Raw genomic sequence first — 20,816 nt, forward strand, 5'->3', positions numbered from 1 at the left:
CGAAGGTCATGTGATCGAGTGCGGTCTTCTGTGAGGCCTGTAGATACGGCGTTTACAGAAGCCGCTGGCCGGTATGGTGATCTGCGGGTCGGGTCCAAATCTGAATCCCGAGCTCTTCTGCTCATGATTCAAGGCTGGTTTTCCCGATCCAGATCTTTTCGATCATTTGCCCATTCGGGTCGTCGCCTTCTCACACCCCTTTTTCCGACATTAGGCTACCTACAACACCTTCATCATGTTGTTGGCGCCTGTGCCGGAACTCGATAATCCTCATGTTTTGTCAGCAATGCCCAGACCGTGCGCGCCATCTTGTTGGCCAGTGCGATCGCGACCAACATTCGGGGCTTTCGCGCGAGCATGCGCGCCAACCACGATCCTTCGGGTATGGATTTCCGGCCCAGCCAGTTCAGGCGTGTCATTGCCCCAATAATCAGCAGCCTGCGGATATCAGACTGCCCTGACTTGGAAATGCGTCCCAGTCGTTGTTTGCCGCCCGACGAGAACTGACGTGGCACAAGGCCGAGCCATGCGGCGAAGTCACGGCCACGCCGGAAGTTCTCCATTTGCGGAGCAAAGGCTTCGATCGCCAGGGCTGTCAAAGGGCCAACGCCAGGAATGGTCTGCAAGCGCCGCGCCGTGTCAGCTTCAGCCGACAATGCCTTGATCTTTGCGGTCCGTTCATCGATGCGAGCCGTCTTCTCAGCGATCTGTTTCAACAAGTCGCGGCATTCTTCAAGCATCAACACAGGCAAGTCGCTGTTTTGCCCGTCCAAAATCTCTTCAATACGCTTGAAGTGGTTACGACCTTGAGGAACAACATGGCCATATTCATAAAGGCATGCTCTCAGCGCGTTGATCAGTTCTGTGCGCTGATGGACGAGGCGTTCTCGAGCCCGAAACAGAATCGCTCGGCTCTGCTGATCCGCGGATTTTGGCTCCACGAAGCGCATTTCCGGTCGCTGGGCCGCAATTACGATAGCCTCCGCGTCCGTCGCATCGTTTTTCTGTCGCTTGACGAACGGCCGTACATATTGCGCCGCGATCAGCTTCACTTCGTGGCCAAGCCTAACCATCTCACGTGCCCAGTAATGCGCGCTGCCGCAGGCCTCCATCACCACCAACGCCGGTGGGTGTTCCGCCATGAACTTGGAAAAGTTCTGCCGTGACAGCTTCTTTCGAAACCTGACTTGCCCGCTCATCGAAGCACCGTGCAGTTGAAAGACATTCTTTGCCAAATCCACGCCAATCATCGTATCGTTCATAACGGTTGCCGTCCTTTCCGCTAAGTGGTCACAACACCACATCTTGGCACATTGCGATGCCGTTTTGGGAGGGCGGCAACCACCCCATCTGATGCACGACATTGTCTCCGTCGAACCAGAGGAACCGATTAGTTCACCGATCGACGGATGGCTTGACTGCCATTCCTGTGGCGCGCCGTATACCCCCGTGGCCTATCATCCGTGGCCAGTCGCCTGTCACCCCAAGGTTCGGTGCGCGGCGCAAAAGTGTTCTAAGTCCTTCTTGCAGTTCAACGCGCGCCAGAGCCTCGCCGAGGCACCGATGCGCGCCTGCACCAAATCCCAGGTGCCAACGCATTTGTTTGCGCGTTACGTCAAAAAGCTGAGAATGCTCGTAGTGCTTCTCATCCCGCAGGCCGGACATGATACTTAGGGCTAAGAGACTTCCCTTTGGCAATACGTAGCCATCCAGATCAATCTCTTCGAGCGCCAAGCGCGGGAAAGACCCAACTGGTGGCTCGAAACGAAGCCCCTCCTCCACTGCGGCCGCAACACCGGATTGATCGCGACATAAGGAGGACCAAACAACAGGATCTTGCAGCAAAAGAGCCGGCAGCATCACCATCGCGGTACGAGTTGTATCGCTTCCGGCAAGTATGAGAAGCACCAATTGCATGATCTCCTCGATGGGCGAAAGCGCTCCTTCTTCTCGCACCGCTTTTAAGTAGCGCGAGAGGAAGTCATCGCTTATGCGACGGCTTCTATCCGTTACCGTTGCCCGGACATAATCCTGGAGCTCTATGGCCGAAGCTTCAATCTCTGCAAACTCCTCTTCTCGCCATGAGGGACTCAAGCAGCGCGAAACCTTGTAAACAAGACGCGTGAAGAAAGGTGCGTCCGTTGACGGCAGACCAAGTACGCTGGCAATTGTTAGCGCAGGTAATTTCGACGCGTACATTTCAGCAAAGTCAAAATCGTCAACTTTCAGTAGATCGTCCCACAAAACGCTCCGTTAACTTCGTGATCTCCGGCCGCAGCGCCTCAATCATCCGGAATGCGAAGGTCTTATACGCGCCCTCGCTGAGTTCGACTCTTGGGCTTCCCAAAAGGCGATGAATCTGAATCTCTGGCACAAACTGGAGGTTTGCGATGGGAGCGGCGATTTCATTACGTGCAGATTTTGACGCGGAAGGTCTTCGGCGTCTGGCCCGCCAAAGCAAGCATGCGGCTCAAGCACGTCGTCTTTTGGCACTTGCCGCGATCTATGAGGGAGGCTCACGCTCGGATGCGGCGCGGCTGGGCAATGTGACGCTGCAGATCGTGCGCGATTGGGTCTTGCGGTTCAATGCCAATGGCCCCGAGGGGCTGATCGATGGCAAGGCTCCAGGACCCCGGTCACGGTTGAACGATGTTCAGCGGGCCGCACTGGCAAAGGCCATTGAGCGGGGTCCGACGCCCTATCTCGACGGGGTCGTGCGCTGGCGGCTGTGTGATCTGGCCCAATGGCTCTGGGAAGATTTTCGTGTCTCGGTGAGCCAACAGACGCTGAGCCGGGAGGTGCGTGCCCTTGGTTATCGCAAGCTGGCTGCGCGACCGAAACATCATGAGCAGGACCCTCAAGCCATTGAGGAGTTTAAAAAAACTTCCCCGCCGCAGTGGCAGAGATTGCGAGCGGAGTGGCACAAGGAAAACGAATAGAAATTTGGTACCAAGACGAGGCCCGGATAGGGCAAAAGAACAAGATCACCCGTCGCTGGGCAAAGCGAGGCTCAAGGCCGTTCGCGCCGCATGACCAGCGAACCCGCTCCGCCTACATCTTCGGTGCCATCTGCCCCAAGCTCGGCAAGGCCGCCGCTCTCGTCATGCCGTGGTGTGATACCCACGCAATGACCCAGCATCTGGCAGAAATATCCCGTCACATCGCCGATGGCGCACATGCCATCCTCATCATGGACCAGGCCGGTTGGCATATGTCCAACGCACTCGTTGTCCCCACCAACATCACTATTCTGCCGCTGCCGCCGAAATCGCCAGAGCTGAACCCGGTTGAAAATCTCTGGCTCTTCATGCGCGAGAACTGGCTTTCCAACCGCATCTTCAAATCCTACGACGATATCGTTGCCCATTGCTGCGACGCCTGGCGCAAACTCGAGAGCCAGCCTTGGCGGATCATGTCCATCGGACGCAGAGAATGGGCCGATGGGTTCTGATCAATGAGGACGCGTATTAGTGTCTGTTCAAGAATGGCGGGCGTGCGCGGGGTTGAGTGAAGGGCGGCAATCAGATTCTTTGTATTTTGCGACAAATACGGAGAGATCGAATGGCCTGGACACCCTTCACCCGGCGTCACCATGACAGAAGCCGCATGCGCTACGCAAGTGATCTGAATGACCGTGAGTGGAGCTTGATCGAGCCCCTCATGCCGAGGCAGCCTCGACTGGGCCGCAGACGCAAGACGTCGCTTCGGGCGGTGATGGACGCGATTTTTTATCTGCTGCAGTCAGGCTGCCAATGGGCATTGCTGCCGCATGATTTTCCACCGAAGAGCACGGTCTACCATTATTTCAAACGGTTTTGCCGGGACGGGACGTGGCGTCGTATCCATGACGCGCTCTACTGCCGAACGCGGCAGCTTGAGGGGCGAGAAGAGCAACCGTCATTTGCCATCATCGATAGCCAATCAGTGAAGACCGGCCCGGATGCTCGTCTCGATATCGGCTATGATGCGGGTAAGAAGATCAAGGGCCGCAAGCGGCACATTCTGGTCGATACTCTTGGCATGCTTCTGAAAGCCGAGGTCCACTCGGCAGGAATTCAGGATCGTGATGGAGCAGCACTTGTTTTCGACAGGCTCGCCAACCGTTTTCCCTTTATCGAGAAAATCTGCGGCGACGGCGGCTATCAGGGCACAACAGTAGAAGAGGCCAGCCCGCGACCGATGGAGATTATCAAACGAAACCAGGCCGGTTTCCAGGTGCTACCAAAGCGATGGATTGTCGAACGAACGCTGGCGTGGCTCGGCATAAACCGCCGAATGGCAAAGGATTTCGAGCGTTTCTCGGCCACAAGCCTAGCCTTCATCCAAACAGCAATGATCAAGCTCATGACAAGAAGGCTCGCTCGATACCCGCTTTCTTGAACAGACTCTTAGTAAAGGCTGAGCGCCGTTTCGCATGCGCCTCGCCATTCGAAAAGAGCATGCTATAGCGGATAAAGTCGAAGACGGCGCCACTTTCGACGCCTCGATTTAACATGAGTTCTGCTTCTATCTGCCTTGTACGTGGATCGTTGCCCAACTGAAAGATATGATCCGCGCGGAGAACTAGAAGGACACCGTCCTCTCTTCTAAGGAACGGACGCTTAGGTCGCCATTCAGCAAATATATTATGGCCTTCAGAATCAAGCCTACTGATAGGAACATTGTCGGGATCGAGTTCTTTTGACAGCGCAACATTCCGAAACTGCTGGTTATTCCCGGAAACATTGGAAGAGCTGCTCGCAACCATTATAACACACTTTCAGCGAAGAGATGCCAGAGTAAAGACGCAAAAGATATAAAATCCAGAGCCTTAGCTTTAAAAAATATGCCTTCGGCTCAACGTAACAACAAAAGGATGTTCCTACATATTTGAATCTCGTTTCATCTGTAATGCGACCAAAATTTATGTTTTCGGGCGATCGTGCTTTTGTGTGAACGGATAGAGGAGAAGGAGATCACAAGTCCCTATGGTTATCGCACCTAGTGGCTGACCCAAGAGACCAAATCCGACATCGCGGTTGCGCATGGCTTTCCTAAAAGACATATGGCCAAGGCAATCATGCGCCCCGAGCTCCTCAAAACTATATCGCCTATAATCCCACAAGCCCGAAGTTGGGCGGAGTCTGGGCGAAATCTTCCCATCATTCATGGGCATCCGGCTTGGCAACCGTCTCGACCAATCACATTTCGAGAAAATTATGAGATAATTAAAGATGCTCGCAGAACCGACCCTGCCCGTGCACGGGCGATGGTCGCTGAGCATTTCAACGCACTCATCGGTCAGACGCCACGCGACTTCAATATCAAATACACCTCGGCAGTTCACCCGGGGAGACCTATGCCCGGCAAAATGCTGAGTAACCACCTGATTGCTACCGCGGAGATTTTGCTTTGATGCGAGCGACGAGCAGCTCATCGTCAACAAAACTGTCGAGGAAGTCGTTCCATTCCTGGGGTGAGCGGCGGGCGTCTTTGAGCATTTGCTCCAACTCGTCCATGCCGTCGTCTGTCAGTGCGGTCACGGATTCGTCGTCTCCGGAGTACACGGAGATGATGCTCCCGTAGCTCAGATTATCATCGCTGGAGACGATTGCCTGAAGAAGCTCCGGGTCCTCTTCGAGAATCTCGGCAACAAAATTGATAGTACGGACGTAGGTGACTGTCGCCATCAGGCTGCCTTTGCGTCGATTGTGGTGATCGCCGAGCAGTTCCACGGAAGCAATTCGTCTAACCGATTGATCTTGTGATCATGGATGCGATCGAGCACGTCAGCCAGATATGCCCGCGGATCAAGACCATTCATGGAGACGCCTTCGGTTGGTTCTCGATTGTGCCCGTATCAGCCATCGCTGTTGGGGCTAATTTCAGCGAAGGCAGAGCGAACAACTTGATCCGGTAGCCCCCAGTCCCTATCGGAATCGTTGCGACGATTTAGTCCTTCATCGTAAGAGGTCACCACACGCCCATCGGCACCATGATATGTGAGACTCCACAGCCTTTTGCTTTTACCAGAATTGCTGGTTTGAAATCTTCGTTCTCGACGCCAAGCAGTTCCGTCAAAATCGAAGCTTTTGTTTTCACGAAACCATGCCGTTGCAGCCTGGGAGTATGCGGGATGACGGGATGAGGGCAAGTGTCGGCGTGTCGTCTCCACGCCTCGTCCAAATCAAGAGGCGGGAGCGCCAACCGCTCGGCTGTCGTAGCAGCCGCTTTCGCCTTCATTGTATCGGATCGCTTCTGGTTGGCCGCTTCGCGTTTGTTTAACTCGACTAGAATTCCGGCCCACTGCTCTCTGTTGAGCCCCTGCGAAATGTCATCTTCGTCGCTCATGTGACGGGCCTTCTTAGGTCGAAGAAACGCCTGTCTCGTCGATGAGACGACGCGCTAACGCCGAAGCCCCCGACGAACCAGGAATGAAGTTCTGCGGATTGAAGTCGTCATCCTCCAATTTCGATTTATCAAGAAGCGCCTTAAATTGGCCTGCCGTGGCCACCTTCCCTGGGCTGGAAATATATCGATAGGCATGTCGAAAGTAACGCATCAACCCATCGAAGCCATTAGTTCGGTTAATCATATTTCCGTTAGCGTTTACATCCCACGCGTCAGGCCACCGCTCCTGGACGGCCTCGAAAAAATTCCAGATAAGGTTGGTCAAGTCAGCATCGCGCCCTTCAGTAAAAAACGGCCGCAGCACTAATTTGTTGGCGTCTACCGGCTGCGCGGGCGGAAAAGTTCCACCTCTTCGCCCGATCTGGCGATCCTGGATAATCTGGATTTTATCTTTGCAAATATACTGAAGCACACCCGCCACGGCTGTGGCTTGTGACAGGGTCTCGCTGTACCTCCCTGGAGTCGCTTTCCCTAAACGCTTGATCTTACGATAAAGGGGACTGCCTTTGGTCGATTCGAGTGCAACAACGACGCTGTGACAGGTCTTTTCCGGACTTCTGCTTTTGCTGAGTTCAAACAGGTCGTAAACGAGGCTTTTGCTAACCTTCGTCTGAGCTAAGTTTACCGTTGCGAAGATACTTGCTTGGTCAGCGATGTCTGCGTCGATGAATATAGACACATTCACATCGAAGTCTGTGCCGGCATACCCTTCCAAACCACGTATGCGATGCTGTCCGTCGATTACTCGCGCGATATGCCGATAATACACCGCCTCCTCTGGGTCATCTTCTCCCTGAGGATAGTTGGAAAGAGTCATCCGCACGAAACGATCATCTGCCGAACAAGGGGATTCGATTGTGACGCACTTTTCAGGCACGGCCAGAACGACGGCCGTGGGAAAGGTAGCGTCTGTACCCTTAACGTACTGGGCTATTTCCCTTACGCGCTTTGGGTCTAAATCGCGCTGAATGCCCAGATAAGAGTCGATACCGCGTTCAGATACAAGCTGTCGAATGTCGAAGTCAGTGATATCAACGAGCGTCTTGGCTGGAATACTTCCGACATAGATGTCGCCTATCGGCTGCCGGATGCGTAACGCGGAAATAGTGACGCTGCGTGGGCTTTCCGTTACCATCAGTGAATCCCCCGGCTGCGGCGCACTTCGTCGGCCAGTGCGGAGTCGTCTTCAGCAAGTGACTGGCCAACATTTACATGAACCTGGGCTATCACAGCCATGAGAGTATATGCCGCAAGAGAAAGAAAAAACAGGATGAGTGAGCACCTGGCGAGGAAAGGCGGACTTATACTTGTTAATGTGGGATCATATCCGATCACGAGAGAGCAAATTACAATGCCAATCAGACTGAAGATGTTGAAAAACGAGCGCCACGGAAAAAACGAGCTAAAATCTTTATTTGATTGCCAGACAATAGTCGCGATAAGCCCAATCGCATAAAAGATTAATTGTCCGCTCAGAAATGCTTTTTGAAAAGCGTCACCGAGATAAATATTAGAAGTAGCAGGAAGAACGTCTCTGAGTGCCGCCCCCAAGAGAGGAATTAGTGAGACCGTCGCCACGACAAATATCTCAAGCAAGGCAAAGCCCCATGCCTGGGGACCCGCGAAAACTATCGCGTTCCAGTAACCGATTCTACTCATAGGTTCTCACTGAGAAATTAGCCCTCAACATCGAGATTGGTCTACGATAAAATCACGGCTTCTGGTAGTGGCTTATCGAATATGTCGGCTCGTCGCCGGCGTGTTGCCGTATTAAAAATTTTGGGTTGGCAGCAACTCCGTAGAGCAACCGGGGCCATCTATTTCCAGTTGAATCTTTACCTTTCCTGGATAGAATCACACCCGAATCTCGAAATGGACAGCGATGGCCGACGAAGCCGAAATCTGGAGGCCAGGAAGCTTCACCAAAAACTTCAGCTGGGGGCAACCCTCGGCAGGGTTGTCGGAGTTACATGAGCTCATCGAGCTGGGATTCGATGGGAAGATGGAGGACGTGCCGCGGGAGATGTTCCGGCAACGGGTCAGACCACTTGGCAGACCTGATTACATTCCAATCAATTTCTTCCTCTTCAACAGACAGGAGCGTGGTTCCGATTATCTGGTCGCCGACGAGCTTGTTTTTCAGGCCGTAAACTGGAAACACAGCGCACGGTTTGATAAACTTGCGCTTTTCGCCTTCAATCTTTCGATGGCTGGAAAATGGACCAGGCAGCAGCAGGGCCAGCGGCGTCCAGCACTTTGGGCTAACGCCTATATCCGTGAGCGGATAGCACGAACCATGAACTGGGATACTCGGGGTATAAGCGCCGATGACATCCAGCGCTTTGTCGAGAGCGACCGGCGTTACGTCGCCGAGACGAGCAGAAAACTCTCGACGAACTATAACTACTTGCTACAGGGCGGCCGCATAAAGGAGTTCGCAACTCCCAGGATTGAGCGCTGGTGGGTAGACTGCCTGTTCCTTGCCCTAGATCGTATTATCGAAAACCGAAGGATCGACAAGACCGAGACGTCGCCCTCGCAGTACACATCTCTGTTGACGCGAGTTGGGTTCATCGAACTAACAGGTCGGAGGTCACTGGAGAAGGATTTGGCGATCAAACATCTGGTAGCACTGTACGACGCCTGTGGAGCGCGTGAGCGGTTTTCCGACGACGCTACAAAGGAGAGAACCAAAACACTTCTCCCCGACGTCCAGAACTTCGCCGCGAATGACCCCCGTCCTCGCGGCGCAGTCCACATCACGAATCCTCGTATTCTGAAGAGTATACCAGCAGTGTGCGCAATGTTGGCTCGGTACGCGGGTTTCGATGATATCGGCCCAGACGATCTTGATGAGTTCGATCTTAACGAGTTTGTGCGGCGGAAGACCCGCGCGGCATTAGAAAAATTGGAGGAAGCAGGTGTGATCCCGAACATGTCGGCCGAAGAATTGATGAAACTGACGAGGGGTGAATGACCACCTTTATTGATACCAACATTTTGATTGCAATCCTGAAAAAGTCGGAGGCAATACACGATTGGGCCGTGAAGGAGCTCGAGGCCCGCAAGAAGGAAGGTCCAGCGATCGTTTCCGACATCGTATATAGCGAAGTAAGCGTTTCGATGGAGGACGTTTCGAAGGTGAACGCATTCATTGCCGAGCTGGGACTCGAGCGTTATCCGACAAACGACGACGCCTTATTCCGAGCTGGGCGAGCCTATCAGCAGTACCGGAAAAACAAGGGCGAGAGGACCGGAACCCTGCCGGATTTCTTTATAGGGGCAATCGCTGAAGTCGAGGCAGCCCCTATTATGACAAACGATGTCGCGAGATATCAGACCTACTTCCCGAATGTGTCGCTCATTTGCCCGCCCGAGGCCGCGTGAGCGATCGCCGGGATTTCTCGGCATGGTAATATCGGCCATCGAATCAATCCGGCGGATTACATGTTTGACGCTCTCATCGAACGCGGCTTTCAAGTCGACATACATAGCCACGCGAGGGCAATCCTCAGTGTCGACTTTCCAGACGCGGTGGCCGAGCTGGAGGAGACCATCGGTGCGCTATCGATTCCTATTGAAGAAATTGTTGGTTCCGGCGGTGGGGAATCTCAGGGAACGCAGCGGCTTCGCCGCGCGCTTGCGCAGCGTGGATGGACTAAGATGAACTTCACCGTCGAGAAGCGAATCAATGGCGTGGCGCGAGAGGCCATCTCACACGAAATTGATCACGTAAAAGCTTTCGGCCCGGGCGTGGTAGCTGCCGAGATTGAATGGAATAACAAGGATCCGTTCTTCGATCGCGATCTTGAAAACTTTAAGCGTCTTCATGCCGATGGGGCTATTTCAGTCGGGGTCATCATCACCCGCGGAACGACTATGCAGGATGAACTGAGGGCTATGGTGCAGCGCTTCGCCACCGAGCGAGGCCTGAACTCACATGACGCCGTCACGGCATTCGGAATGAGCCGCACGGCCCGGCAGAACCGGGAGGTCGACCGACGAATGCGTGTCGGCCAGTCGTACGAGGAAGCATGGGCTGGTCAATTCGTGTCGGACAAATACGGGCAGGCCACGACCCATTGGTCGAAGCTCGAGGACAGAGTTCACCGCGGCGTGGGCAATCCATGCCCACTCGTTTTGGTCGGCCTGCCTTCAGCCATTGTCACATTTGACGAGAACCTCGAACTCGAAGACATCGAGCGCGAGGACGAAAATCTGGTCGCTGAAGGAATTGCCGACGCTACAGACTGATTATTCTGCGGCCATACGGTCGGTGGCTGAGTTGAATCCGTATGTCTTCCAGTCCGGTTCGTAAGTCTCATCGGCTTGATTACCCCAGGTCGTCCACCCCTTGCGAACACCGCGGCCGAACATTTCAAGGTACGGTCCCGGTGAGCAGGCTTCGATAAGCGGATACTGCTCGTCCGGCTTGCGCGAATGCTCGCGCTTGCGTGAGCTAAGGTAGTTCACCTGTGATCGGCCCGGATCAAGAGTACGTGCGTTCTTGCCACGGACACCGAACAGGATCAATTCAGTGACGTTGCGGAAATAGAAACCAACGCCACGACCGTCCGAGCCTCCGTCCTTCCTGATCTTGTGCCAGACCAGATTGCTTTTGTATTGGAAGCCCCACGCTCTCATCACTTCGAGGCCCTCGGGGAGAAGTGCGTTCGGAACCCATAAATATAAATGAGCGGTCGAGGCGCAGGCTTCGGCAACAGGCAGCGCCATTATTTCAGGGAGCGCCATCGTTCCATACCTGGAAAGTCGCTTGTGCTCCGGTGCAACCTTACCAGTGCGATTGATGAACTGCCACGGCGGGTCGGCCATGATGGTCTTGAATTTTCGGCCGGCGGTGAAGTCGAGGAAGTCGTGTGAAGGAGATGGAGTTTCGTCAGTACGCTTGAGCAAGAAAATCTCCTTATTCCCGTGGCTGTCATTGATCTGTTTACCTTAGAGCAAACGATCGAGCCATGATATTGGCGGTTATCTCGACGTAGCATATTGAGCTTGCGCCGGACATTCCCTTTTCGAGCCGGTCCCCAGATTGAGTGTGCGTTCGCAGACTGCTCGCGCACGCTAATCCAAGGTTCTTTATTTGTTCTTAATTGCGATTCGCGTCAACCGTCCCCTCTGTGATTGTCAATCAATTTTCTGTCACGAAGCCATATAGGTATGTCCCGCGGAGGAGAAGAGACGACCGACGAAAGGCTCCGCGCTATCCAGAATCAGCAAGGGAGCTAGCGTGCGGTCAAGAACAATTTGCAGACCGAGTCCGAAGATCACGGAAGACTGGGTCAGCGGCGACGGGGCGATGATGCGCTTGGTCCTAACTGAAGACGCTGGTGGACCAGGCGCATCATCGCGACGGCTATGCCGAGGACCTGACGAAGGCTGATGCGTCGAAACGGATCAACGACCTCAAACAGGCGCTCGACCTGAAGTGAGAGGTGGTCTCGTGAAACCGATCGATTTCTGGCGAGCGTGAGGTTGCAACGGAAGTTCTGTGCGCTGCAAAACTTTTCGATCGTCAACCGAAAGGACGAGACCATGTCAGACCTGAAGCTTGGTGAACGATCCCGACAAGCATTCCCGGAATAGAGGTCGACACCTCCGATGTGGGAAATGCTCTCGATGCCGCTGCACTGCGGTTCGAGCCCGCCATTGCCGGCATTGAAGACCACTATGCCGATACTGTACTGGTGTAGCTCGGTCTCTCGATTGCATTAGCGTCGACTACCATGATCCTCAGTCCTATGCTGATGGCAAAGCGGTCGGAGTCAGCAGACCTCACCCAATAAAGGACGAGTCCTCGTCCTCCTGGGAACCGCCGGTTTGTGCGGCGTCAATGCCACGTTGCACAAGTTGCCTGCTCAGCAGACCGGCGTCTTCAAGCGCCTCGATGTTCGGAAGGTCGCGCAATGTCTCCATGCCGAACGCAGACAAGAAATGCGGGGTCGTCACAACGGTATAAGGCGCCCCTGACGTCGGGCTGCGCGGCCCAGAGCCGATGAAACCCGCACCACGCAAACTACCGATGGTGTCGCGGCTGACCTCCTTGCCGAAGATTTTCGACAGCTCACCACGCGTAATCGGCTGGAAATAGCCCACCGCCATCAGCACCATCGCCTCAAACTCCGACAGCGCCGCCGCCCCTCCCCGCGTCGGTGCCGACGAAGCCCGGATCGTTTCGGCGAACCGCGGCCGGGTGCGATGCTGCCAGCCACCGGCGACCGACACCAGTTCGTACGGCCGATCGCGCATTTCCTCGATGAGATCGTCGATCAGCAAATCGATGCTGCAGTCCTTGCCGACAACCCGCGCCAACGTCTCGCCGGAGACCGGCTCGGCCGAGGCAAAGATCACCGCCTCGATCCGCAGCATCCATTCCCGCCAGCGCAGCTCCGATGGCAGGTCTTCGAGCTCGCGATCGAAGAACACGTCGTGTCGCTCTTTCGCCTGACGCTTGCCGGTGGTCTTGGCCCCGCTCGCTCCCGCCATCGTCACAACCCAAATATCCGGAAGGTGGAGCGGCCGGAGAGTTCGCGCACCGCCTCGAGATTTTCGAGCCGCTCGAACAGCCGGTTCGCCGCCCAACGGGATAAGTTGCTGCCGGGCACCGACGCCGGCACGGCGTCTTCGGTTAGCAATCTCCGGATGACGGGCTCCGCACCCTTGGTGCGAAGCTTCGGCGCCACGGTCAGTAGCCGTGCTGCACGTCGATCGATCTCGACGGCGGAGCGAAGGGCCGCGTCCACGCGATCGACCAGCGCCAGGCAGATCGCTTTTGGATAAGCCGGCTCGTCCGGTCGGACGCGGCCTCTGCCGCCGATCGTCCGAAAAGCTGGGCCGTAGCGTTCGGGTAACAGCAACGGTACCGGTTTCGGCCAGCTAAGTTTTCGCGAGAGCACAACGTCTGCCAGCCCCACGGCCAACACCTCAGCATCCGGGCGAGCGGTCGTGATAGCCGATATCAAATCGGCCAGCGCGAGGGGTGCCGCGCGCCCGGACTGTATCGCGGTATCGACGAGATCCGGGACTGAGGCAAGAGCATTGTCCGAGCGGATCCCCAGCAGCGCGCAGAGCTCCTTAACCAATGGCGTAGTGATTGTCCCGGATTGGCGCGTCAGCAATCGTATCGCCAAAAATAGCTTGCCGGCCGGCCCGGGATCATCTTCCGCGGCGGTCAGCGAAACCGCGTCGCGAATAGCATTCTCATCCTCGTTGCGGCCGACCATCCTGGCAGCCACGGCGGCCGACTTGAGAGCAAGGCGGTCCCGCCAGCAGCCAAGCCAAGGAGGGTCAGCGTCGAGCAGATCGTCGAGCGATTTCATGGCGATACCGGCGGCGAAGGCGGCGTCGGATTCCGTCATGTCCTGAGTTCGCGGCCGCGTCCAACTTGGCAAGCGGGGCGACCAAGTGGAGGTGTTGGCGGTAGGAGGTGCGAGCGAATCCATGCGATAGATGGTAAGTCATACGCGCGGTTGTGGCTACAGATTTTGCCATAAACCGCACCGCCCGTCTCTGCGGTATTATGTCCGATAATGTTGCATTATCGGACGTTCTTGTCATAATAGAGAAATGGTCTGGATCAGCGAGCAAAACAGCGAAATTCATGTCGAGGAGAGCTCTGCTCCGTCTCTCAGCACGGCTTCTGACCGTGATGTTTCCGCGCCAGAGGGGTCGGGCGAGAGCCCCCTCCCCTCTGTCGTAGTTGAGAATCAGACGCCGGCCCATCTCGCAGGTCTTGCTGATCGCGCCCGCGGCTATGTCGAAGCCGCCAGCTCCGCCAATACCCGCAAGGCTTACGCCTCGGACTGGAAGCATTTTGCTGCTTGGTGTCGGCGGTCCCATCTGGCTCCGCTCCCGCCAAACCCGCAGACCGTCGGGCTCTACATCACCGCCTGCGCCTCCGGCAGTACCGCGGGCACGCCGTCACGCGGCGCCAAGGCCAATTCGGTCTCAACCATCGAACGGCGGCTCTCCTCGCTATCCTGGAACTATGCACAGCGCGGCCTGACGCTTGATCGTAAGGACAGGCATATCGCCACCGTGATGGCCGGCATCCGTAACAGCCGTGCCAGGCCGCCGGTGCAGAAGGAGGCGGTCATGGCTGAGGACATCATCGCCATGGTCGAGACGCTCGACCGCGGTTCGCTGCGCGGCCTGCGCGACCGTGCCATACTGCTCATCGGCTTTGCAGGCGGTCTTCGCCGTTCCGAGATCGTTGGCCTTGATCTAAAGGCAGACCAGACCGAAGATGGGCGCGGCTGGATCGAAGTCCTCGACAAGGGCATGCTTGTCACCCTGCGCGGGAAAACTGGATGGCGAGAGGTCGAGGTGGGGCGCGGCTCGTCTGACGCCACCTGTCCGGTCGTCGCGATAGAGACCTGGATTAGGTTCGCCAAGCTTGTACACGGTCCGCTCTTCCGCCGCGTGACGGGTCAGGGCAAATCTGTTGGCGCCGAGCGTTTGAATGACAAGGAAGTGGCGCGGCTGGTGAAACGGGCCGCAATGGCCGCTGGCGTTCGCGGCGATCTGAGCGAGATCGAGCGTGCGTTTAAGTTCTCCGGTCACTCCCTTCGTGCTGGCCTCGCTTCTTCTGCCGAAGTCGATGAGCGGTATGTCCAGAAGCAACTGGGGCACGCGTCCGCAGAGATGACCCGCCGATATCAGAGACGACGTGATCGATTCCGCGTGAACTTGACCAAGGCATCTGGGCTCTAGTTGACCCCTCCCTCCTCCGCACGAAATCGTAAGCGGAGATTTTGGTGTCGAAATCCTCGCTTAGTGCTTCAATTGAAATCGGGAGCTAAAAGCCACAGCGGTCTTTACGCGAGCTCGGGCTTTCATGGCCCTCCCCTCCACCGATCTCCTTATTTTCAGGCATTTCCCCCACAGATGGGCGCCAGTGGACGTTTTAGGTAGGTCACGGTCAGATGCCCGTTCAACCTCGATTTTCGAGTCTGGTGAGGCTCCATTTATCCCATAAAACACGCTTATAACTGGTCGTTTATAACCGCATTCCTTATCTGTACAAAAGCACACCCGAAAGCGCGCGAGAAGACCATGGCAACGGCAAGTCGCTAATCCATCACCGGCCCCAAAACGCCTGATAGGCTACGCCCCTGTCTCGACCAACGATCAGATGCATGGACGAGGCTCATATGGCCGAACTGCGTGATCTCGACTACGAGCGGATACGTCTGGTAGGGTCGGGTGCATTTCACGCGCTCGGCCGCTTCTGACGAGACTACTACTCGGTGACGTTACCGCCGGCTAAGTGCTTGTCGTCGTCCGGTAGGATCGCCTTGCCCGTTCTGTGAGCCACCTCCTTTACGCGACGACCCTGTTCCTGCCGAGCGCCTTCGCTTGATAGACGTTTTCATCCGCAGCCTTCATGCATTCGGGTGGATCAAACCCTGTGGGGCAATGACATGCGCCTATGCTTGCAGAAATCATTACACGTGAGCCGGAGGGCGCATACAGCATAATCCCCGCTATTTCCTCTCGAAGCTCCTCGCAACGGCCAAGCATTTCATCGAACGTCAAGCCAATTTGAAACAGGCCAAACTCTTCGCCGCCAAGTCGGCCAACGATGGAATGCGACAGCATTTGGTGGCGTGCGAGGATCCGGCCGGCACAGCGAAGCGCCTCGTCGCCAACTGCGTGACCATAGCGGTCATTGATCGCCTTGAAATGATCGAGATCCAGATAAAGCAGTGCTCCGAACACGCGTTGTTGACTTGCGACCTCAAGATCATCCATGAACGCGGTTCGGTTCAGGACTCCTGTCAGACCGTCTGTCCGTGATTGAAGGCGAAGTACCTCATAGGCATCGCTAAGCCTTTGCAAGGCATCTCTTGTCGCGGCCTCCGCCCGCCGCACTTTTTCCGACTGCCAAAAATGAAGTGCCGAGGCAGGGATCGATATCGCCAGCGGGCAGAAGATAGTCATGAACAGGCCGGCACCTTCTACGCGCCCGCCCAGAAACGGAACGACGCTAAACGAAAGCACCAGGGAGGCCACAACCGAAAGCAAGCCAGTCAAAATGGACTTCTGAAAAACACGACGCATCGATACCACCGCCAGCAATATCAATTCCTATGACCCAAATCACTTTAAAATTATTGAATCCAATACCTAAAAGCCGCCCCACCGACCTGGGCGCTCAAACGATCAGTCAGCAACCGCTCCTTGCGTTTGGGAAGAGATCCTCACAGGAAATATATCCTCGCCGTGGTGATGAAGGCGCGTATGGTGGCGACGGCATAGCCATCGCACCCGCAAGGGTTCGTCCTATTGATCATGATGGGCATCGACCGCTTCAACGCCGCATACCTCGCAACTCTCTTTGTCGAGATCGCCGGCCTTGACGGCCCGCTGTACAGCGAGATGTGCTTCATACTTGCCACGGTTGGCACGGCGCGAGTTCACTTGCCGGGTGTCGGTCTTGAGCACCTTCGCGGTCCCTTACGTGGCGAAAAATCGCAGTCTGCACCGCGCGGATTTCCTGTCAAGAATCATAGATATTGAAACGTGGGCAGCATAGCGCTCTTCAACAAATTCAATGCCTTGCTTTGTTGTCAGCTGACGACAAGACTCCGTTTCACCTTCAGAGCCACGTAATCAGCTGATCAGCTTTCTCAGGCCGGCATCCTGCCGGCGAAACTGGTTTTGAGTAAAGCCATCAGCATCGGACCGAGCGAAAACTCACCGCGCCGCGTCCTAGAGGTCAAGTCTCGCAGATATCCCCCGGCCGAATTGATATGCCCTGCACGCTCGAGTATCGCTGCCATCGCGATAGCGGCATTCTCGGCGCCCATAACCTCGCAAGCATCTTGATAGGCTGAAGCGCTTACTCCCAAGGTGGAGCGGGCAACGACCGCGGCGGATATGAGGTCCCGCCACCCTCTCACCTCGCCGCCAGGTGCATAGGCTATAATTTCAGGGCACGCTCGTATGACCAATCCAATAGGAAATGTCTTCAGCGTCTCGGCAGGCCGCACAAGATTTAGCTCGGTGTTTTCCCTCCGTTCTTTTCCGGAGCGAGGTTCAAGTTCAGTTATAGAGTCGGTATTTGAATTCTGTATGTGGCAACGGATATCGCTATCATTGGTATCGGATTCTCCTGAAAAGACTTGGCATTCCAGTACGTTGAGAATGCCTTCCCGCAGGAGGGACAATTCGTCCAGGATTGCTTCGAAGTGGGTTGGGGATTTGGCTGTCCGCAGCCTCGCTACCGCCGCGATGTAGGCGGCCTCGATCATCGCCCAGTCGCCAGCCGCACCATCTTCAACGGCAGCGGTGATGAGCTTTCGAACGTCCCTGCGGGCGATCGTCGTGCGTTCTTTAACGACCTTCAGACGTCGAGCCTCTTCGGCAACCTGCTGCGCCATGAGGGCGAATTCTTCCGACCTTGCAAGCAAGGGGCCAAGACTGAACCCATAAGCTGTCTCGATCGCTCCGTCCTTGGCACGTCTCACGTAGCGCTTGCCATTGGGGCTGTCGTTGCGATTGATCAACCCTGCATCTACCAGCACAGCTAAATTCTCTCTGAGGGTCGTGCCGGCGATACCGTTTGCTCGAGCGATCAACTGGGCATTGGACGGAAAGACGACGAGGTTCTCATCTTGGTTGAGTTCCGTCTCAGGATAAAATGACAGGAGGGCGTTGAGTACGGCAAGCGCACGATCGCGCAAGCCAAGAAGCGTTCGTGCGTCGCAAACGTCGCGATACACTTTCCACTTATCCGCGGACTTTCCCTTCCGGATTTCGGATGTTTTGAATTGGGCCTTGACCAACGCAAGCGTCATCCGCCGCCGCCCAAAGGGCGTCGTTACAGTTCCATTTTGCATTTTTCTTTCACCTCTCGATCGGCAAAAGAAATCCGCTCACAAAAACGGTGCCAAAGACTCTTGACTAGGATTCATGAAAATGCGATTCTCAGGCTGCTTAGACCAATGAGAGAGGCTTCCACGACGGCAACGTTTGGGGGCCTTTTTCTTTTGCGGTTTCTTCCTTCTCTAACTTTCGGAACGGGAAGTGCTCTGCCGGAAGTTCTCGTAAAGATCGGGAATACGATCCATCACGAACTTGGCAAACGCCTCGTCTCGATCTCTGTCAATTTGGATCTTGCAAACCCTTCCCGTGACATCAAGAGTCGCAATCTCTGATCCGTCCGCAGTCTTTGCGATAAGAGCATGGGGCCTCACGGAGATCGGTTTATCGATTGCCTTAACCGCACGAAGTACTGCGATAAAGCGATCATCAGACGTCTTGTGGCCGAAAGAATCTTCCTTCATTGCTTTGCGTGCTTTGGTTTCCGCGCCTTCACTCTTCAGCACGTCGGCAAGCTCTTGCCACCGAGGTCGACCAATTTTAGGAGCTCTTCCTATCGCTTCGCTTAGCCATGTGGGAACCGCGCGGCCTACGTTGATGAGCTTCGATGCCTCTTGACGATCCACTGAGAGAGCAGTCTGAATGAGTGTCCGATCGAAGCCACCGTCTTCGAGTTTGAGCGCGAACATCGAGCGTTCAATGAAGGTAAGATCTTCGCGCGCGGAGTTTTCGATGCCCTGCGCGAGAACGAGGCGGTCATCCCCTAGCTCGCGGACGTAAGCTTTGACGTTGATGCCGAGTTCACTGGCAGCACGGACACGGCGATGGCCGTAGGCAACCTGATAGCGACCAATCTCGATTGGATGGTTGCGAACGAGCACAGGTATTTCCTGGCCGTTCTCCAAGAAAGAGGTCTTGAGTGCTTCGACAGCGGACGGATCATGATCCGCGAAACGATCAGCAAAAGGAGAGGGATCAATAAGTGAGGGATCTATCTCGACCGGCAGCGCGCCTTCCGCAACCCGCTGTTTGAGTTCTTCGTAATCTCTCTCAACTTCCGAGAAGGTGTCTTTCAAGGACCGCACCGCGCCTGACGCTACACGCTGCATCGGTTGACGGGTCTCCGCTGTGGGCGCAACATCAGGCCCAGCGGCAAAGAGATTGCGAACTGACTGCGTTCGTTTGCTCATCTTTGGTCTCTCCGATTAAAACGATGGCCTTGTAGACGAAATAACGCCGTGTCGTCAGGTGACAACAAGCTAAATAATTGATTCCTTTGACGTTGAGGCACAATCATCTGCCCCACACGTCATTAATTAAGCCGACAGCTTCCTGGTTTACGGCATTGATCGATTCCATAGCGCGATCGTAAGTCGACCGGCCTACAGCACCCCGCGACAGCTCATAGAGCGATTGCTTGGTCAAACCGGCATTGGCAATTGCAGTCGACTTCCAGGCCGCGGCAGCCATTACATCAGCTCCGAATACGTCGCGAAGCAGACCGACGATTTCCTGTTCAGGGACGTCTCGCGGATCATGGCGAGTAACAAGAAACCTTAGGAAATCATAATCGAGCTTGCCGCCAGCTTCCTCGATGACAGATACAAGATCGGACGTCATGAGAAGGAACTGGCTCATAGACGCGACGTCCACCATTTGCGGATGAACGGTAACGATCATGCTTGTCGCGGCATTGAGGGCGCCCATCGTAAGAAAGCCCAGCTGAGGCGGGCAGTCGATGACGACGACATCGTATTGATCCTCAACCTGATTGATGGCGCTCGCGACACGCCTGAAGAATAGATCTTCCGGCCGTCCTCGGTTCTGAAGCATGAAACGAGGCGTCTGATGCTCGAACTCCATCAATTCGAGATTGCCAGGGACAATGCTGATGCCCGTAAAGTAGGTCGAACGGATCACATCCTTCATTGGCACACGCTGGTCGTCATATCGGATGGCACCGTAGATAGTGGCATTCTCGGCAACGTCGAACTCGGGTTGATACCCAAACATCGCGGAGAGCGAGGCCTGAGGATCGAGATCGATTGCAAGAACCCTGTACCCCTGCAATGCCAAACCTTGTGCAAGATAAAGTGACGTGGTCGTTTTGGCGGATCCGCCCTTGAAATTCGCGACGGTTACGATCTGAAGTTTGTCGCCGTCACGACGACGTGGCCAAAATCGCAGGGCTTCTTTTGGTCTCGCGTCACCGAGGTATCGCCGCAACTCGTTGATCTGTTTTAGGGTATAGGAGCGCCGTCCTCCCGCACCAATATCCGGCGTCGGGCCAAGGCCATCCAGCGACAGTTGGCGTAAATACCCATCAGACACACCAACTATCTCGGCGACTTCGCCCGAAGTAAATGAGCGAAGTGACTTCTGCGCTGTTGGTGGAAAGGCACGCTCACCGACCGCGCGAAGCCGCGAAGATAGAGCTTCAGCGCGTTGCGTGATATGGGCGGACGTTGCTGCTCTACTGATGTGCCTGTCGATCACGTTCACTTTAGCCTCGGGTTCAAGACGGTTTGTAAGCGTCAGACGCGCTTATGCCGTCTCAAGATAACGCACGATTCTAACAAAGC

General features: G+C 55.4%; 20 protein-coding genes and 3 pseudogenes. 8 read left to right on the forward strand and 15 right to left on the reverse strand.

Features of this window, described 5'->3' with window-relative positions:
• Positions 1 to 233 precede the first annotated feature (233 nt).
• Together J5289_RS26970 and J5289_RS26975 are read right to left on the reverse strand one after the other, a co-directional pair.
• Entirely contained in the window at positions 234 to 1,262 is a 1,029-nt protein-coding gene (locus J5289_RS26970; RefSeq protein ID WP_209208108.1) for an IS110 family transposase, read from the reverse strand.
• 133 nt (positions 1,263 to 1,395) lie between these two features.
• Positions 1,396 to 2,244, reverse strand: coding sequence for a cytochrome P450 (locus J5289_RS26975; protein WP_247750867.1), 849 nt, complete (start codon positions 2,242 to 2,244; stop codon positions 1,396 to 1,398).
• Positions 2,245 to 2,390: 146 nt separating this feature from the next.
• Here J5289_RS26975 and J5289_RS26980 point away from each other — a divergent pair.
• Both J5289_RS26980 and J5289_RS26985 read left to right on the forward strand, forming a co-directional pair.
• Positions 2,391 to 3,451 (forward strand): IS630 family transposase gene (locus tag J5289_RS26980; RefSeq protein ID WP_374108560.1). Its coding sequence is split into 2 segments (ribosomal slippage): positions 2,391 to 2,918 and positions 2,921 to 3,451, totalling 1,059 coding nucleotides; the frame shifts between segments, so codons are not numbered across the junction.
• A 110-nt stretch (positions 3,452 to 3,561) separates the two neighbouring features.
• Positions 3,562 to 4,380 carry an IS5 family transposase gene (locus J5289_RS26985; protein WP_219276561.1) on the forward strand — a complete coding sequence of 273 codons (819 nt, stop codon included), beginning with the start codon at positions 3,562 to 3,564 and terminating at the stop codon, positions 4,378 to 4,380.
• A 992-nt stretch (positions 4,381 to 5,372) separates the two neighbouring features.
• Here J5289_RS26985 and J5289_RS26990 read toward each other — a convergent pair.
• From J5289_RS26990 to J5289_RS27010, 5 genes and pseudogenes are all read right to left on the reverse strand, one after another.
• Positions 5,373 to 5,669, reverse strand: coding sequence for a hypothetical protein (locus J5289_RS26990; RefSeq protein ID WP_034521100.1), 297 nt, complete (start codon positions 5,667 to 5,669; stop codon positions 5,373 to 5,375).
• Positions 5,669 to 5,815 (reverse strand): annotated as a pseudogene (locus J5289_RS26995) (transposase domain-containing protein); the annotation flags it as partial. The gene J5289_RS26990 and the pseudogene J5289_RS26995, both read right to left, overlap by 1 nt.
• A 137-nt stretch (positions 5,816 to 5,952) precedes the next feature.
• Positions 5,953 to 6,330 carry a hypothetical protein gene (locus J5289_RS27000; RefSeq protein ID WP_209206934.1) on the reverse strand — a complete coding sequence of 126 codons (378 nt, stop codon included), beginning with the start codon at positions 6,328 to 6,330 and terminating at the stop codon, positions 5,953 to 5,955.
• Positions 6,331 to 6,343: 13 nt separating this feature from the next.
• Positions 6,344 to 7,525, reverse strand: a complete 1,182-nt coding sequence (locus J5289_RS27005; RefSeq protein WP_209206932.1) for a DGQHR domain-containing protein — start codon at positions 7,523 to 7,525, stop codon at positions 6,344 to 6,346.
• Positions 7,525 to 8,049 (reverse strand): hypothetical protein, encoded by a 525-nt coding sequence (locus J5289_RS27010; RefSeq protein ID WP_209206930.1) that lies wholly within the window; start codon positions 8,047 to 8,049, stop codon positions 7,525 to 7,527. The genes J5289_RS27005 and J5289_RS27010 overlap by 1 nt, the downstream gene beginning before the upstream one ends.
• A gap of 223 nt (positions 8,050 to 8,272) precedes the next feature.
• Here J5289_RS27010 and J5289_RS27015 point away from each other — a divergent pair, with 223 nt between their 5' ends.
• From J5289_RS27015 to J5289_RS27025, 3 genes are read left to right on the forward strand one after another with little or no spacing between them, the layout of a single operon-like run.
• Positions 8,273 to 9,367, forward strand: coding sequence for a hypothetical protein (locus J5289_RS27015; RefSeq protein ID WP_034521107.1), 1,095 nt, complete (start codon positions 8,273 to 8,275; stop codon positions 9,365 to 9,367).
• Positions 9,364 to 9,777 (forward strand): type II toxin-antitoxin system VapC family toxin, encoded by a 414-nt coding sequence (locus tag J5289_RS27020; RefSeq protein ID WP_034521109.1) that lies wholly within the window; start codon positions 9,364 to 9,366, stop codon positions 9,775 to 9,777. Before J5289_RS27015 ends, J5289_RS27020 begins: the two co-directional genes overlap by 4 nt.
• A gap of 60 nt (positions 9,778 to 9,837) precedes the next feature.
• A complete protein-coding gene (locus tag J5289_RS27025) occupies positions 9,838 to 10,644 on the forward strand; it encodes a BglII/BstYI family type II restriction endonuclease (RefSeq protein ID WP_034521111.1) in 807 nt (268 codons plus the stop codon).
• On the opposite strand, the gene J5289_RS27030 is transcribed toward J5289_RS27025, so the two are convergent.
• Positions 10,645 to 11,223 carry an MT-A70 family methyltransferase gene (locus J5289_RS27030; protein WP_081043861.1) on the reverse strand — a complete coding sequence of 193 codons (579 nt, stop codon included), beginning with the start codon at positions 11,221 to 11,223 and terminating at the stop codon, positions 10,645 to 10,647. It abuts the gene before it with no gap.
• Between the two features lie 515 nt (positions 11,224 to 11,738).
• On the opposite strand from J5289_RS27030, the gene J5289_RS27035 reads away from it, so the two are divergent.
• Positions 11,739 to 11,840 (forward strand): DUF3072 domain-containing protein, encoded by a 102-nt coding sequence (locus J5289_RS27035; RefSeq protein WP_161597241.1) that lies wholly within the window; start codon positions 11,739 to 11,741, stop codon positions 11,838 to 11,840.
• A gap of 343 nt (positions 11,841 to 12,183) precedes the next feature.
• Here J5289_RS27035 and J5289_RS27040 read toward each other — a convergent pair whose 3' ends face one another.
• Together J5289_RS27040 and J5289_RS27045 are read right to left on the reverse strand one after the other, a co-directional pair.
• Positions 12,184 to 12,894 (reverse strand): SMC-Scp complex subunit ScpB, encoded by a 711-nt coding sequence (locus J5289_RS27040; protein ID WP_209206945.1) that lies wholly within the window; start codon positions 12,892 to 12,894, stop codon positions 12,184 to 12,186.
• Between the two features lie 2 nt (positions 12,895 to 12,896).
• Positions 12,897 to 13,850 carry a DUF1403 family protein gene (locus tag J5289_RS27045; RefSeq protein ID WP_209206928.1) on the reverse strand — a complete coding sequence of 318 codons (954 nt, stop codon included), beginning with the start codon at positions 13,848 to 13,850 and terminating at the stop codon, positions 12,897 to 12,899.
• Between the two features lie 124 nt (positions 13,851 to 13,974).
• On the opposite strand from J5289_RS27045, the gene J5289_RS27050 reads away from it, so the two are divergent.
• Both J5289_RS27050 and J5289_RS29980 read left to right on the forward strand, forming a co-directional pair.
• Positions 13,975 to 15,120, forward strand: coding sequence for a site-specific integrase (locus J5289_RS27050; protein ID WP_209206926.1), 1,146 nt, complete (start codon positions 13,975 to 13,977; stop codon positions 15,118 to 15,120).
• 385 nt (positions 15,121 to 15,505) lie between these two features.
• Positions 15,506 to 15,673, forward strand: a pseudogene (locus J5289_RS29980) (recombinase family protein); the annotation flags it as partial.
• Between the two features lie 56 nt (positions 15,674 to 15,729).
• Here the strand turns inward: J5289_RS29980 and J5289_RS27055 are convergent.
• The 5 genes and pseudogenes from J5289_RS27055 to repA all read right to left on the reverse strand — a co-directional run bounded on the left by J5289_RS27055 (position 15,730) and on the right by repA (position 20,736).
• Entirely contained in the window at positions 15,730 to 16,479 is a 750-nt protein-coding gene (locus J5289_RS27055) for a GGDEF domain-containing protein (protein ID WP_257625545.1), read from the reverse strand.
• 93 nt (positions 16,480 to 16,572) lie between these two features.
• Positions 16,573 to 16,854: pseudogene (locus J5289_RS27060) on the reverse strand (hypothetical protein).
• Positions 16,855 to 17,039: 185 nt separating this feature from the next.
• On the reverse strand, positions 17,040 to 18,251 hold the full coding sequence (repC, locus tag J5289_RS27065) for a plasmid replication protein RepC (RefSeq protein WP_209206924.1): 1,212 nt from the start codon (positions 18,249 to 18,251) through the stop codon (positions 17,040 to 17,042).
• 168 nt (positions 18,252 to 18,419) lie between these two features.
• On the reverse strand, positions 18,420 to 19,424 hold the full coding sequence (gene repB / locus J5289_RS27070; protein ID WP_209206923.1) for a plasmid partitioning protein RepB: 1,005 nt from the start codon (positions 19,422 to 19,424) through the stop codon (positions 18,420 to 18,422).
• A gap of 103 nt (positions 19,425 to 19,527) precedes the next feature.
• Positions 19,528 to 20,736: a plasmid partitioning protein RepA gene (repA, locus tag J5289_RS27075; RefSeq protein WP_209206918.1), complete on the reverse strand. Its 1,209-nt coding sequence runs from the start codon at positions 20,734 to 20,736 to the stop codon at positions 19,528 to 19,530.
• Between the last annotated feature and the right edge of the window lie 80 nt (positions 20,737 to 20,816).

Origin of the sequence: Rhizobium sp. B230/85, assembly GCF_019355735.1 — a bacterium.
Lineage (GTDB): Bacteria > Pseudomonadota > Alphaproteobacteria > Rhizobiales > Rhizobiaceae > Rhizobium > Rhizobium rhododendri.